At 68.5% G+C, this 13,078-nt stretch carries 15 protein-coding genes; 10 read left to right on the forward strand and 5 right to left on the reverse strand.

Features of this window, described 5'->3' with window-relative positions:
• Positions 1-17: 17 nt before the first annotated feature.
• On the reverse strand, positions 18-545 hold the full coding sequence (locus AC3EGR_RS17505; RefSeq protein ID WP_488547785.1) for a PaaI family thioesterase: 528 nt from the start codon (positions 543-545) through the stop codon (positions 18-20).
• A gap of 53 nt (positions 546-598) precedes the next feature.
• Between AC3EGR_RS17505 and AC3EGR_RS17510 the strand changes: the two genes are divergently transcribed.
• From AC3EGR_RS17510 to AC3EGR_RS17525, 4 genes are all read left to right on the forward strand, one after another.
• Positions 599-1,054: a MarR family winged helix-turn-helix transcriptional regulator gene (locus AC3EGR_RS17510; protein WP_488547786.1), complete on the forward strand. Its 456-nt coding sequence runs from the start codon at positions 599-601 to the stop codon at positions 1,052-1,054.
• On the forward strand, positions 1,047-2,276 hold the full coding sequence (locus tag AC3EGR_RS17515) for an MFS transporter (protein WP_488547787.1): 1,230 nt from the start codon (positions 1,047-1,049) through the stop codon (positions 2,274-2,276). Before AC3EGR_RS17510 ends, AC3EGR_RS17515 begins: the two co-directional genes overlap by 8 nt.
• Positions 2,277-2,506: 230 nt before the next feature.
• Positions 2,507-2,686 (forward strand): ribbon-helix-helix protein, CopG family, encoded by a 180-nt coding sequence (locus AC3EGR_RS17520; protein ID WP_488547788.1) that lies wholly within the window; start codon positions 2,507-2,509, stop codon positions 2,684-2,686.
• A gap of 59 nt (positions 2,687-2,745) precedes the next feature.
• A complete protein-coding gene (locus AC3EGR_RS17525) occupies positions 2,746-2,940 on the forward strand; it encodes a CopG family transcriptional regulator (protein WP_488547789.1) in 195 nt (64 codons plus the stop codon).
• Here the strand turns inward: AC3EGR_RS17525 and AC3EGR_RS17530 are convergent.
• The 4 genes from AC3EGR_RS17530 to AC3EGR_RS17545 are packed head-to-tail and all read right to left on the reverse strand — an operon-like array spanning position 2,937 to position 7,024.
• Entirely contained in the window at positions 2,937-3,725 is a 789-nt protein-coding gene (locus AC3EGR_RS17530) for an SDR family NAD(P)-dependent oxidoreductase (RefSeq protein ID WP_488547790.1), read from the reverse strand. The genes AC3EGR_RS17525 and AC3EGR_RS17530 overlap by 4 nt on opposite strands.
• The gene (locus tag AC3EGR_RS17535; protein WP_488547791.1) at positions 3,722-4,366 is read right to left on the reverse strand and encodes a 2-dehydro-3-deoxy-6-phosphogalactonate aldolase; all 645 of its coding nucleotides are present in this window, start codon (positions 4,364-4,366) and stop codon (positions 3,722-3,724) included. The genes AC3EGR_RS17530 and AC3EGR_RS17535 overlap by 4 nt, the downstream gene beginning before the upstream one ends.
• The gene (locus AC3EGR_RS17540; protein ID WP_488547792.1) at positions 4,363-5,250 is read right to left on the reverse strand and encodes a 2-dehydro-3-deoxygalactonokinase; all 888 of its coding nucleotides are present in this window, start codon (positions 5,248-5,250) and stop codon (positions 4,363-4,365) included. Before AC3EGR_RS17540 ends, AC3EGR_RS17535 begins: the two co-directional genes overlap by 4 nt.
• A 40-nt stretch (positions 5,251-5,290) precedes the next feature.
• Positions 5,291-7,024 carry an IlvD/Edd family dehydratase gene (locus AC3EGR_RS17545; protein WP_488547793.1) on the reverse strand — a complete coding sequence of 578 codons (1,734 nt, stop codon included), beginning with the start codon at positions 7,022-7,024 and terminating at the stop codon, positions 5,291-5,293.
• Positions 7,025-7,089: 65 nt separating this feature from the next.
• On the opposite strand from AC3EGR_RS17545, the gene AC3EGR_RS17550 reads away from it, so the two are divergent.
• From AC3EGR_RS17550 to AC3EGR_RS17575, 6 genes are read left to right on the forward strand one after another with little or no spacing between them, the layout of a single operon-like run.
• Entirely contained in the window at positions 7,090-8,055 is a 966-nt protein-coding gene (locus AC3EGR_RS17550; RefSeq protein WP_488547794.1) for a 2-hydroxyacid dehydrogenase, read from the forward strand.
• A 40-nt stretch (positions 8,056-8,095) separates the two neighbouring features.
• A complete protein-coding gene (locus AC3EGR_RS17555; RefSeq protein ID WP_488547795.1) occupies positions 8,096-9,484 on the forward strand; it encodes an ABC transporter substrate-binding protein in 1,389 nt (462 codons plus the stop codon).
• Positions 9,485-9,503: 19 nt separating this feature from the next.
• Positions 9,504-10,379 carry a carbohydrate ABC transporter permease gene (locus tag AC3EGR_RS17560; protein ID WP_488547796.1) on the forward strand — a complete coding sequence of 292 codons (876 nt, stop codon included), beginning with the start codon at positions 9,504-9,506 and terminating at the stop codon, positions 10,377-10,379.
• Positions 10,376-11,227 carry a carbohydrate ABC transporter permease gene (locus AC3EGR_RS17565; RefSeq protein ID WP_488547797.1) on the forward strand — a complete coding sequence of 284 codons (852 nt, stop codon included), beginning with the start codon at positions 10,376-10,378 and terminating at the stop codon, positions 11,225-11,227. Before AC3EGR_RS17560 ends, AC3EGR_RS17565 begins: the two co-directional genes overlap by 4 nt.
• Positions 11,228-11,243: 16 nt before the next feature.
• Positions 11,244-12,335 (forward strand): ABC transporter ATP-binding protein, encoded by a 1,092-nt coding sequence (locus AC3EGR_RS17570; protein WP_488547798.1) that lies wholly within the window; start codon positions 11,244-11,246, stop codon positions 12,333-12,335.
• The gene (locus AC3EGR_RS17575; protein ID WP_488547799.1) at positions 12,332-13,075 is read left to right on the forward strand and encodes a FadR/GntR family transcriptional regulator; all 744 of its coding nucleotides are present in this window, start codon (positions 12,332-12,334) and stop codon (positions 13,073-13,075) included. The genes AC3EGR_RS17570 and AC3EGR_RS17575 overlap by 4 nt, the downstream gene beginning before the upstream one ends.
• Positions 13,076-13,078: the final 3 nt, after the last annotated feature.

Below are 13,078 nucleotides of genomic sequence, written 5' to 3' on the forward strand. Positions count from 1 at the left end.
CGAACCCCACCGTTGCGCTACTTCATCTCGAACACCAGGCAGGTCGTCGTCCCGTGTGCGTACAGCGTGCCGTCGGGCCCCACCAGCCTGGCTTCGGCCGTCGCGAGCTGCCGGCCGCAGTGCAGCACCCGCCCTTCGGCGCGCACGCGCTTGACGTTCGGGCCGATGGCCTTGACCAGGTTCACCCCGAGTTCCGCGGTGGTGTAGCCACGGCCGGCCGGCATCAGCGTGTGCACCGCGCAGCCCAGGGCCGAGTCGAGCAGGGTCGCGTACCAGCCGCCGTGGATGCCGCCCATGGGATTGAAGTGGGCCGCGCCGGGCGTGCCCTGGAACACGGCGCGCCCTTCGCCGACCTCGATCACCTGGAAATCCAGCGTGCGCGCGATCGGCGCGGCAGGAAGCTCGCCGCGCAACATCGCCTGCAGCAGCTCCAGGCCGCTCCTGCCCGCCACCTGCTGCGGGCTGGACACGCCGTAGCCCGCCCCGGCGACGATGCGTTCGTGCACCTGGCGTTCCTGTTCCAGCCACTCTTGCAGTCGGTCCATGCGCGTCTCCCGAAAAGGTTGCATATGCAATAGTTGCAGCTACAATAGTCGCCATGGACACCGCTGTCAAGCCGCAGGGCTGCACCAACCTCAAGCTGCGCCAGCTGATGCGCCGCGTGGCGCAGCTCTATGACGCGGAGGTCGGCAAGACGGGCCTGCGCGGCACACAGTATTCGCTGCTGTCGTACGTGGTCAAGCTGGGGCCGGTGCGGCCGGTGGACCTGGCCCGTGCCATGAAGGTGGACGCCTCGACGCTGACGCGCAACCTGCGGCCGCTGGTCGACGCGGGGCTGCTGGCCACCGCGCCCGGGCCGGACGCGCGCAGCCGGCTGGTCACGGCCACCGCGGCTGGCCGCGAGAAGCGGCAGGAGGCGCAGCGCCGCTGGCGTGTGGCGCAGGAGTCACTCAATGCGCGGCTGGGCACGCAGCGTGTGCTAGCGTTGCACGCGCTTCTCGACGAATGCCAGGACCTGCTGGCGGACCTTCCCGAAGGAGAGATCCATGACTGAGGCGACGCGCCGCACCGCACTCTGGCTCGTCCTGCTCGCCGCCGCGGGCACCTTCGCACTGACCATGGGCAGCCGCCAGAGCATGGGGCTGTTCCTGCCGGCACTGAACACCTCCACCGGCCTGGGCCTGGGCAGCATCAGCCTGGCCTTCGCCTTCGGCCAGCTGTGGTGGGGGCTCACGCAGCCCTTCGCGGGCGCGATGGCCGACCGCTACGGTGCCGGCCGCGTGCTGGTGGCGGGGCTCGCGCTGATGGCGGTGGGCACGGTGCTCACTCCCTTCATGACGACGACGCTCGGCCTGATCTTCGCCATCGGCGTGCTCGCCGCCGGCGGCTCGGGCATGGCGGGGCCGGCGGTGCTGATGTCGGCCAGCATGCGGATGATCGATCCGGCCCGGCGCGGCATCGCCACGGGCATCGTGAACGCCGGCGGCTCCTTCGGGCAGTTCGCCACCGCGCCGATCGCCGCGGCACTGATCGTCGGCATGGGCTGGTCGCGTGCCATGCAGGTCCTGGGCGTGATGGTGCTGCTGTGCCTGCCGGCGGCCTGGGTGCTGCGCGGCACCGGCGCGCGCGCGCAGGGAGCGGCGGACCGCAAGCCGGTCGGCGCCGCGCAGGCCGTGCGCGAGGCCCTGCGCAATCCGAGCTACGTGCTGCTGGGCGCCGGCTTCTTCGTGTGCGGCTTCCACGTCGCCTTCCTGGCCGTGCACCTGCCCGGGGTGATCGAGGCCTGCGGGCTGCCGACGCAATGGGCCGGCTGGGCACTGGCCATCATCGGCCTGTTCAACATCGCCGGCAGCCTGGCGATCGGCTGGGCGATGGGACGCTGGCGTTCCAAGTCGCTGCTCTCGCTGGTGTACGCGGTACGCGGCGCGGCCGTGCTGGTCTTCCTGTTCGCGCCCAAGACGGGGACCGTCGTGCTGGTCTTCGCGGCCGTGATGGGACTGACCTACCTGTCGACCGTTCCGCCGACGGCCGGGCTGGTGGCCAAGTTCTTCGGGCCGGCCAACATGGCGACGCTGTTCGGCGTCGTGATGCTCACCCACCAGGTCGGCGCCTTCTTCGGCTCCTGGCTGGGCGGCAAGGTGTACGAGTGGACCGGTTCCTACGACTGGTTCTGGTACATGGACATCGTGCTGGCCACCGGCGCCGCCCTGATCCACCTGCCCATCCGCGAAGCGCCGGTGCGGGCGCGCCCGCCGGTCGGCGCCGCGGCCGCCTGACGGCACCTTCCGCCCATCCCTGCCCTCGCCGCGTGCCGGCGGGCGGGGCGGCGTCCGCAGCGGACGCCTTGCGTTGACTCAGCGTGTGCGCAGGACTACAAAACGTCGAGCCAGGAGCCGATGCGCTGACGGTGCGTTTTCCGCAGCAGTGGTCGCGCCAAAGTACTACCATGCGACTCACATAATACGCTCACAGTATTATCATGTTCGGCAAAAAACAGAACGATTGCATGGAAGAGAAACCCGCGCGCCTCACCGTCCTTATCGATGCGGACCGGAAGAGGGCTTTCGAGGAGCTGTGCGCCTCGCAGGACATCACGGCCTCGCAGGTCGTGCGTCAACTGATCCGCGATTACTTGACCAAGCACGGCGTGAGTTATCCGGGCGCATCGGCCCCGCAATCGGACTGATCGCCCCCTCGCGCGGCGGAAACGAATTACAATCCGATTAACATCGGAGTCCCTCGCGCATGGAGCTCAAGACAGCAAGGCTGACCATCCTGATCGACCCGGCGAAGAAGCTGGCCTTCGAGGAGTTGTGCCGCACGCAGGACATGACGCCTTCGCAGGTGGTGCGCAGGCTCATCCGCGAGTTCATGGAGCAGGAGGAGCCCGAGGCTGCCAGGAAGGCGCCGCGCAAGGCGCCGCCCGCCCGCAAGCGCTAGACCGTGTAGTTCAGGGTCATGCGCCCGCCGTCGACGACGACGATCTCCCCGGTCACGTAGCTCGCCGCGTCGCTGGCCAGGTAGGCGACGACATCCGCCACTTCCGCCGGTTCGCCCAGGCGCTTCATCGGCGTGCGGCTCATGATGCGCGCCCTGGCTTCCTCGCTCGTGAGCACCGCCTTCGCGGCCAGTTCCGTCGCGATCGTCCCCGGCGCCACGGCGTTCACGCGCACGCCCTTGTCCGCCAGCGACAGCGCCATCACCCGCGTGAGCTGGTTGATGCCGCCCTTGCTCATGTTGTACGTGGCGATGCTCGGGATGGTGAGCACGGCGTTGACCGAACTCATGTTGACGATGGCGCCGCGCCCCGCCTTCACCATCTCGCGCGCCACCGCCTGGCCCACCAGGAAGGAGCCCTTGAGGTTCACGCGCAGCACCGCGTCGTAATCCGCCTCGGTGATGTCCAGGAAGTCCGCGGCCTTGAAGATGCCGGCGTTGTTCACCAGGACGTCGATGCGCCCATGCGTGAGCATGACCTTGGCCACCAGCGTGTCCACCTGCGCCTTGTCGCCGACGTCGCAAGGCACGTAGAGGCCCTGCAGCTCCTGCGCCAGCGCCTGGCCCCGCCTGTCCTCGATGTCCGCGATCACCACCTTCGCGCCTTCGCGCGCGAAGCGCCGGGCGCAGGCCTCGCCGATGCCTTGCGAGGCACCCGTGACGATGCACACGCGGTCGCGCAGGCCGAACTGGATGGCGGTGGAAGCCGGGGGAGTCGCGCTGGTCATGCGCGCATCGTACCCGTCCAGGCATCGGCGAAGGCCTGGGCCGAGGCGGCGACGGCGTGCAGTTCGCGGCCGGGCTGGTAGAGCGCCGAGCCGATGCCGAAGCCGTTGGCGCCGGCGGCGCGGTAAGGCGCCATGTTGGCGGGCGCGATGCCGCCGACCGGCAGCAGCAGCACCTGCGGCGGCAGCACCGCGCGCATCGCCTTCACGGCCGCGGGCGGCACCATCTCCGCCGGGAACAGCTTGAGCCCGGTGGCGCCGGCCTCCAGCGCGGCGAAGGCTTCGCTGGGCGTGAGGACGCCCGGCAGGGTGACCATGCCGAGCGCCGCCGCCGCGCGCACCACGCGGGCGTCGAAATGCGGCGACACGACCAGCCTCCCGCCGGCGGCGTGCACCGCGCGCACGTCCTCTTCCGTCCGCACCGTGCCGGCGCCGACCAGCGCATCCGGGAAGCGGCGGGCGAGGGCGGCGATGCTCGCCAGCGGATCGGGCGAATTCAGCGGCACCTCCAGCAGGCGCCAGCCGGCGCGGTGCAGCACCTCGCCGACGGCTTCGGCTTCGGCGGGACGGATGCCGCGCAGGATGGCGACCAGGGGCAAGGTGGCGAGTGCGCCTTGCCAGCACGCCGCGAGCGTTGGGTTCATGGGGACTCCAGGGAACGGGCGAGGGCCCACAGTCCGCGCCACGTGGCTTCGGCGCCGAGGCTGCGGCTGGCCCGGCCCAGGGTCGCGAGCGCGATCTGGTAGCGCTGCGTGAGCTGCGGGTTGCCGACGAGGACCAGGTCACCGGCGTGGCTTGCCTGCAGCCGCAGTTCCTCGCCGATGACGAGGCCGGACAGATAGCTCGGCGCCGCCGACGGCGGCAGCCGGTCGAACAAGGACAGCGTGCGGGCGCTGAAGGCCGCGTGCAGCAGGCTGCCGCTGCGCTGGGCGTGCAGCACGCCTTGCGCGAACAGGGCTTCGTCCAGCGCGCCGTCCTCCGCGGCCATCGTGCGCGCGAGGATCGAATGCTGACGCAGCAGCGCGTAGAACTCGCCGGACATGCAGGTCGCGAAGGACTGCACGCGACCGCCTTGCACGCGGACCCACTTGCTGTGCGTGCCCGGGAGCACGAAGCTGCCCTGCTCCACGCGCAACAGGTCCATGGCGCCGAAGACCTGCACCTCCTCGCCGCGCATGACGTCGGGAACGCCGTCGGTTTCACAGGAAAGGCCGGGCACGAGCGCGATGCGCCGGGGTTCGACCCAGCGCAGGGCGCGCGCGAGTTCGCCGAAACCCGCAGGGCAGGGGCAGTAAGGCGCCTCCTGCCAGCCTTGCCGGCTGCCGGCCATGCCGCTCACGAGGCAGAGGGTGGACGGATCCTCCAGCCAGTCGCCGCAGGTCTCGTGCAGCACGTCTTCGAATCCGCCGGCAGGCACCGTGAGGATGCCGCGCTGGGAGGCGCGCTGTTCGACGACGGTGCCGTCCCGCGCGATGCGTGCGGCACGCAGCGAAGACGTGCCCCAGTCGACGGCAACGAGATGGTTCATGCAGGCCCCGGCCCCCCGCCTGTGCGGGGAGGACGGTGGGTCAGTGGTTGTCCCGCGGCACGAAGGCGCCGCGCTTGCCCACCAGGAAGTCCAGGTCGGCCCCTTCATCGGCTTGCAGCACGTGGTCGATGTACAGCTTCCAGTAGCCGGAGGACAGCGGCGGTTGCGGCGGCTTCCACTCGGCGCGGCGGCGGGCCAGTTCCTCGTCGCCCACTTCCAGGTGGATGCGGCGCTTGGGCACGTCCAGTTCGATGATGTCGCCGTTGCGCACCAGCGCGAGCGGACCGCCGGCGGCCGCTTCCGGCGCCGTGTGCAGGACCACCGTGCCGTAGGCCGTGCCGCTCATGCGCGCGTCGCTGATGCGCACCATGTCGGTGATGCCCTTGCGCAGCACCTTGGGCGGCAGCGGCATGTTGCCCACTTCCGCCATGCCGGGGTAGCCCTTGGGCCCGCAGTTCTTGAGCACCAGCACGCAGCTTTCGTCCACGTCCAGGTTCTCGTCGTCGATGCGGGCATGGAAGTCCTCGATGTCCTCGAACACCACGGCCCGGCCACGGTGCACCATCAGCTGGGGCGTCGCGGCGCTGGGCTTGATCACCGCGCCGCGCGGCGCGAGGTTGCCGCGCAGCACGGCGATGCCGGCTTTCTCCTTGAAAGGCGCTTCCAGCGGCTGGATCACTTCCTTGTTCCAGTTCTGCGCGTCGGCGATGTTCTCCCGGACGGTCTTGCCGCTGGCCGTGACGAGGTCCAGATGCAGGTGGGCCGCGATCTCCTTCATCACGACGGGCAGGCCGCCGGCGTAGCAGAAGTCCTCCATCAGATGCTGGCCCGAAGGCTGCAGGTTCAGCAGGCAAGGCAGTTCGCTGCCCAGCTTGTCGAAGTCCTCGATGGAGAGTTCCACGCCGATGCGGCGCGCGATGGCGATCAGGTGGATCACCGCGTTGGTGGATCCGCCGATGGCGGCCAGCGTCTTGATCGCGTTCTCGAAGGCCTGGCGCGTCAGGATGCTGGAAAGCTTCTGGTCCGTGTGGACCATCTCCACGATGCGGCGGCCGGCCATGCGCGCGAGCACGTTGCGGCGGCCGTCCACGGCGGGGTAGGCTGCGTTGCCCGGCAGGCCGACGCCCAGCGCTTCCACCATGCTGGCCATCGTCGAGGCCGTGCCCATGGTCATGCAGTGGCCGTGGCTGCGGTGCATGCAGCTTTCCGCCTCGAAGAAATCCTGCAGCTTGAGCGTGCCGGCGCGCACCTGCTCGCTCATGCTCCACACGCCGGTGCCCGAGCCCAGCTCCTGGCCGCGCCACTTGCCCGAAAGCATGGGACCGCCGGACACGCCGATGGTGGGCAGGTCCACGCTGGACGCGCCCATCAGCAGCGAAGGCGTGGTCTTGTCGCAGCCCATGAGCAGCACGACGCCATCGACCGGGTTGCCGCGGATCGATTCCTCCACGTCCATGCTCGCGAGGTTGCGGTACAGCATGGCGGTGGGCCGCAGCAGCGTCTCGCCGAGCGACATCACGGGGAATTCCAGCGGGAAGCCGCCGGCCTCGTACACGCCGATCTTCACCTGCTCGGCGAGGGTGCGGAAGTGCGAGTTGCAGGGCGTGAGTTCGCTGAAGGTGTTGCAGATGCCGATGACGGGTCGTCCGTCGAACTGGTCGTGCGGCACGCCCTTGCCCTTGACCCAGCTGCGGTAGGCAAAGCCGTCACGGTCCTGGCGGCCGAACCATTGCTGCGAGCGCAGCTCCTGCGGTTTCTTTCTCGGGGGTGTCATAGGGTTGGTCCTGATCGGGCAATCATCTTATGGTCATACGATTGCCAACCCTTTCGGGACAAACCATGAGCGAACCTTCGCGTCCTGCCGTGCTGGCTGTCATGAAGCTGCCGCCGTTCTATATGGAACCGCTGCGCGCGCACTTCACGGTGCACGACCGCCTGCACGAGACGAACCCGGACGAGTTCGCGCGCATTGCGCCGAGCATCCGCGCCGTCACCGGTGGCGGGGAATCCAACGTGCCGCGCGCGCTGATGGACCGGCTGCCGGCGCTGGAGGTTATTTCCATCATGGGCGTCGGCTACGACAAGGTGGACGTCGCCGCGGCCATCGAGCGCGGCGTTCCGGTGACCCACACCCCCGACGTCCTCAACGACGAGGTCGCGGACCTGGCGCTGGCGCTGATGCTCGCCGTCGCCCGCAAGCTGCCGCAGGCCGACCGCTACGTGCGCGAGGGGCGCTGGGCGGAGCAGGGCAACATGCCGCTGACCACGAAGATGTCGGGCAAGCGCCTGGGCATCGTCGGCCTGGGGCGCATCGGCAAAGCGATAGCGGCGCGCGCGCAGGGCTTCGGCATGTCGATCGCCTACACCGGCCGCACGCAGCAGCCGGGCGTGACCTTTCCCTACCATCCGTCCGCCAAGGCGCTGGCCGCCGCCGTGGACTTCCTCGTCGTCATCACGCCCGGCGGCGAGGGCACGCGGCGCATGATCGATGCCGAGGTGCTGCAGGCGCTCGGGCCCAGGGGCTACCTGGTCAACGTCGCGCGCGGCACGGTCGTGGACGAGCCGGCACTGGTGGAGGCGCTGCAGAAGGGCGTGATCGCCGGCGCCGGCCTGGACGTGTTCGAGAACGAACCGAACGTGCCGGCCGCGCTGCGCGCGCTGGACAACGTCGTGCTCACCCCGCACATGGCAAGCGCCACGCACGAGACCCGCCAGGCCATGGCGGACCTCGCCCTGGCCAACCTGCAGGCGCACTTCGCGCGCCGACCGCTTCCGAGTCCCGTGCCCGAATGCCGCAAGGCCTGAGGGCGCCTGCTTTTCGTTCCACCAACTGGAGACACAGCGCATGAAAATGAGGATGGTAGTAGCCGCCGCGGGCGTTGCCTTTGGCCTGATGGCCGCAGCGCCGGCCATGGCGCAGGAAACGCTCACCGTCTGGTGGGTCAAGGGCTTCTACAAGGCCGAGGACGACGCACTGTTCGCCGCCATCAAGAAGTACGAGGCGAAGTACAAGGGCGTGAAGGTCGAGCTCTCGCAGTACCCGATCCAGGACATGATCCCGAAGACGGTTGCGGCGCTGGACTCCGGCAACCCGCCCGACGTCGCCTATGCCGACGTCTACGACTTCCAGGTCACGGCCAAGTGGGCCTTCGACGACAAGCTGGAAGACATCAGCAGCGTCCTCAGCCCGATGACGGCCCGCTTCGAGCCGGTTGCGCTGTCGACCACCTTCCTCTATGACGACAAGGCGCAGAAACGCGCCTACTACGCCTTCCCGATCAAGCAGCAGACCATGCACATCCAGTACTGGAAGGACATGCTGCACGACGCCGGCTTCAAGGAAAGCGACATCCCCAAGGGCTGGAAGGACTACTGGAGCTTCTGGTGCGACAAGGTGCAGCCGGCCTACCGCCAGAAGACCGGCAAGCGCGGCTTCGGCATCGGCCAGCCGCTGGGCGTGGATTCGAGCGATTCGTTCTTCTCGTTCCTGACCTTCATGGACGCGTACAACGTCAAGCTGGTCAACGACTCGGGCAAGCTGCTGGTCGACGACCCTGCCGTGCGCACCGGCCTGATCGGCGCGCTGACCGACTACACCGCGCCGTACACCAAGGGCTGCTCGCCGCCGTCGTCCACGAGCTGGAAGGACCCGGACAACAACGTCGCCTTCCACAACAAGACGACCGTGCTCACGCACAACGCCACCATCTCGATCGCGGCCAAGTGGCTCGACGACATGAACAACACGACGCTCACCGACGCCCAGCGCGCCGAAGCGAAGAAGAACTACAGCGAGCTGATCGCCACCGGCGCCTTCCCGGACAAGCCGGACGGCAGCAAGATGAAGTACCGCGCGGCGGTGAAGACGGGCGTGATCTTCAAGCAGGCGAAGAACATGAAGCGCGCCAAGGAGTTCGTGGGCTTCCTGCTGCAGGAAGAGAACCTGACGCCCTACGTCGAGGGATCGCTGGGCCGCTGGTTCCCGGTGACCAAGGCCGGGCAGCAGAGCCCGTTCTGGAAGAACGACCCGCACCGCCTGACAGTCTACAACCAGTTCATGAGCGGCACGACCACGTTCGAATTCACCAAGAACTACAAGTTCACGGTGCTGAACAACGAGAACGTGTGGGCCAAGGCGGCCAACCGCGTGATCAACGAGAAGATCCCGGTCGACAAGGCCGTGGACGAGATGATCGCGCGCATCAAGACGGTCGCCGGAACCGGCGCGCAATAAGCCGCGAAGGCCTCGGGTCATGAGCACGGTCATCACCGACACCGCCCAACTGCCGGTCGCCGCGCCGGCACGCCGCACCGCGAGCACCTGGGACAACTGGGGCAGGCTGCTGGTGCTGCCCTACCTGCTGGTGTTCGTGGTGTTCGTGCTCTACCCCGTGGGCTACGGCCTCTGGCTGGCCCGCCATCCGGTGAGCTATGAGCACCTGTTCGCCGACCCGATCTTCTTCCGCACGGCGATCAACACGGTGATCTTCCTGGTGGTGGCGATCAACATCAAGATGATGATCGCGCTGCTGCTCTCCGGCTTCTTCGTGCAGACGCGCTGGTGGATCAAGGCGCTGTCGGCGCTGTTCATCCTGCCCTGGGCGGTGCCTTCGATCCCCACCATCCTTTCGGTCCGCTTCATGCTCAATCCCGAGTGGGGCGTGATCAATTCGCTGATCTTCCGCTTCACCGGCATGGACGGCCCCAACTGGCTCAACGAGCCGGCGCTGGCGCTGTCCTTCTCGATGGTGATGCACGTGTGGAAGTCGCTGCCGTTCTGGACGCTGATCCTGGTGGCGGGGCGCATGGCCATCCCCGCGGAGCAGTACGAAGCAGCGGCGGTCGACGGCGCCACCAGCTGGCAGAAGTTCAAGTTCATCACCTGGCCGTCGATGCGCACCCTGTACCTGACGTCCCTCATCCTGTCGATGATCTGGACGCTGGGCGACTTCAACAGCGTCTACCTGCTCACCGGCGGCGGTCCCGCGGACCTCACGCACGTGCTCGCCACGCTGGGCATCCGCTACTTGCGCCTCGACCAGGTCGACCTGGCGATGGCAGCGATCGTGGTGGCACTGCCGTTCGTGCTGCCCCTCGTCTACTTCATGATGAAGAGGCTCAGCAAATGAAACGGGTCACGTGGCGTGCCGTCACCACCGAGGCGAAGCTGCTGCTGATCGGCATCCCGGTGTTCATCTGGACGATGATCCCGATCTACCACCTGTTCCTGTTCGCGATCTCCGGCAAGGACTCGGCGACCTCGGGCCGCATCTGGCCCAAGGACCCGACGCTGCAGAACTTCCGCATCGTCTTCCAGGAGCAGCACCACTACCTGAACCACTTCTGGCTGCAGATGTGGAACTCGGTGGTGATCGCGGTGTCCGTCGGCGCGATCACGTTGTTCGTCGCCACCTGCGCCGCCTTCGCCATCTCGCGCCTGCGCGTGCCCGGCGGCCGCACGGTCATGAACCTCGCGCTTCTCACGTACTTCATTCCCGCCGCCTTCCTGGCGGTGCCGATGTACAAGGCGATGGGCAACTACGGGCTGCTGAACAACCAGTGGGCGCTGATCCTAGCGATGGTGACGATCGCCTCGCCCTACTGCATCTGGGTGCTCAAGCAGGCCTCGGACAAGCTGCCCTACGAGCTGGACGAGGCGGCACGCATGGACGGCGCCACGCCCATGCAGCTGTTCCGGCTGGTTTACCTGCCGTTGATGGTGCCGTCGCTGGTCGCGGTCGGAACCTACGCGCTGCTGCTCGCCTGGAACGAATACCTCTATGCCTTCCTGCTGCTGTCCGACGACCGCAGTACCACGCTGGGCGTGGCGCTGGGCAGCTTCCTGTCGGCGGACGATTCGCCGTGGGAGCTGCTGATGGCCACCGGCCTCATCTACGCGCTGCCGCCGGCGGCGATCTATTACGCGTTCAAGCGCTACATGGTGGGCGGCCTCACGGCCGGCGCCGTGAAGAGCTGATTCTGGAGTTTCCCGCATGGCATCCGTTTCCTTTCGCGGAGTGGAGAAGAACTTCGGCCGCTTCAAGGTGATCCACGGCATCAGCTTCGACATCGCCGACGGCGAGTTCGTGGTGCTGGTCGGGCCCTCCGGCTGCGGCAAGTCGACGCTGCTGCGCATGCTCGCCGGCCTGGAGCCCATCAGCGGCGGCGAGATCGACATCGACCGGCGCGTGGTCAACGACCTGGACTCCAAGGACCGCGACATCGCGATGGTGTTCCAGAGCTACGCGTTGTACCCGCACATGACCGTGCGCGACAACATGGCGTTCAGCCTCAAGCTGCGCAAGGCGGATGCCTCCGTGACCGGCCAGCGCGTGGACGACGCCGCGCGCATCCTCAACCTCACGCAGCTGCTCGATCGCTATCCGCGCGAGCTCTCCGGTGGCCAGCGGCAGCGCGTCGCGATGGGCCGCGCGATCGTGCGCGACCCCAAGGTCTTCCTGTTCGACGAGCCGCTGTCCAACCTCGACGCCAAGCTGCGCGTGGCGATGCGGGCGGAAATCAAGGCGCTGCACCAGCGGCTGAAGACCACCACCGTCTACGTCACGCACGACCAGATCGAGGCCATGACCATGGCCGACCGCATCGTGGTGATGCACGACGGCATCGTCGAGCAGATCGGCACGCCGCTGGAGCTGTTCGACCGGCCCGGCAACCTGTTCGTCGCGCAGTTCATCGGCTCGCCCGCCATGAACATCCTGTCCGGCACGCTGCGCCAGGGCGAGGGCGGCAGCTGGGTGGAGGCCGAGGGCCAGCGCTGGCCCACCGTGCCGCAGGCCCAGGGCCAGGACGGCCAGGCGGTTCAGTACGGCGTGCGTCCGGGTGACATGCTGCTGTCGACGACGGGCCAGGGCATCCCCGCCAAGGTGGTCGTGGTGGAGCCCACCGGCGCGGAAACCGAGCTGCTGCTGCGCGTCGGCGAAGCGGACATCGTCGTGGTGCTGCACGGCCGCACCGCGGTGAAGCCGGACGAGACGGTGTTCCTCGAGGTCGCGGCCGACAAGACCCACGTGTTCGACACCGCGGGCGGCCAGCGCCTGGACACGGTGCCGCAACGCCTGCAATGATCAAGAACGTCCACGGCAACACGCTGGACCACCTGGGCCACGCGATCGTCTCCGGGCGCTACCCGCCGGGCACGTCGGTCCCGCCCGAGCCCTTGCTGTGCGCGGAGCTGGGCGTGAGCCGGACGGTCGTGCGTGAAACGGTCAAATCGCTGGTCGCCAAGGGCCTGCTGTCCACGGGCCCGAAGGTGGGCACCCGCGTGCTGCCGGCGCAGGAGTGGAACTGGTTCGACCCCGACGTGATCGTCTGGCAGTCGCGCGCCGGCCTCACGCGCGACTTCCTGCGCGACCTGCAGGAGCTGCGCCGGGTGGTCGAGCCGGCGGCCGTGCGCATGGCGGCGCAGCGCGCCACGCCGGAAGACATCGCGGCCATCGAGGCCGCCTTCGCCGGCATGACCCGGGCGGTGGAGGAGGGCGGCGATTACGTGCTGTACGACCTGCGCTTCCACCAGGGCCTGCTGCGCGCCTGCCACAACCGCATGCTGGTGCAAATGAGCAAGGCCCTGTCGGCGCTGCTGCGCACCAGCTTCGAGGTGTCCACGACCCGGCAGGACGGCCCGCGCAACTCGCTGCCCTTGCACCGGGCGGTGCTCGATGCGGTGGTCGCCCGCGAGCCGGACCGGGCCGAGCGGGCCATCCTCGTCCTGATCGACGGCGCCCGCGAGGACATCGACGCCGTCCTGGCCAGCCTCCGGCCCCTGCCCAGGCTGGACAGCCCCGCGCGTCGCCTGCGCGCGGCCTGAGGC

Source organism: Ramlibacter sp. G4-7 (genome assembly GCF_057784995.1).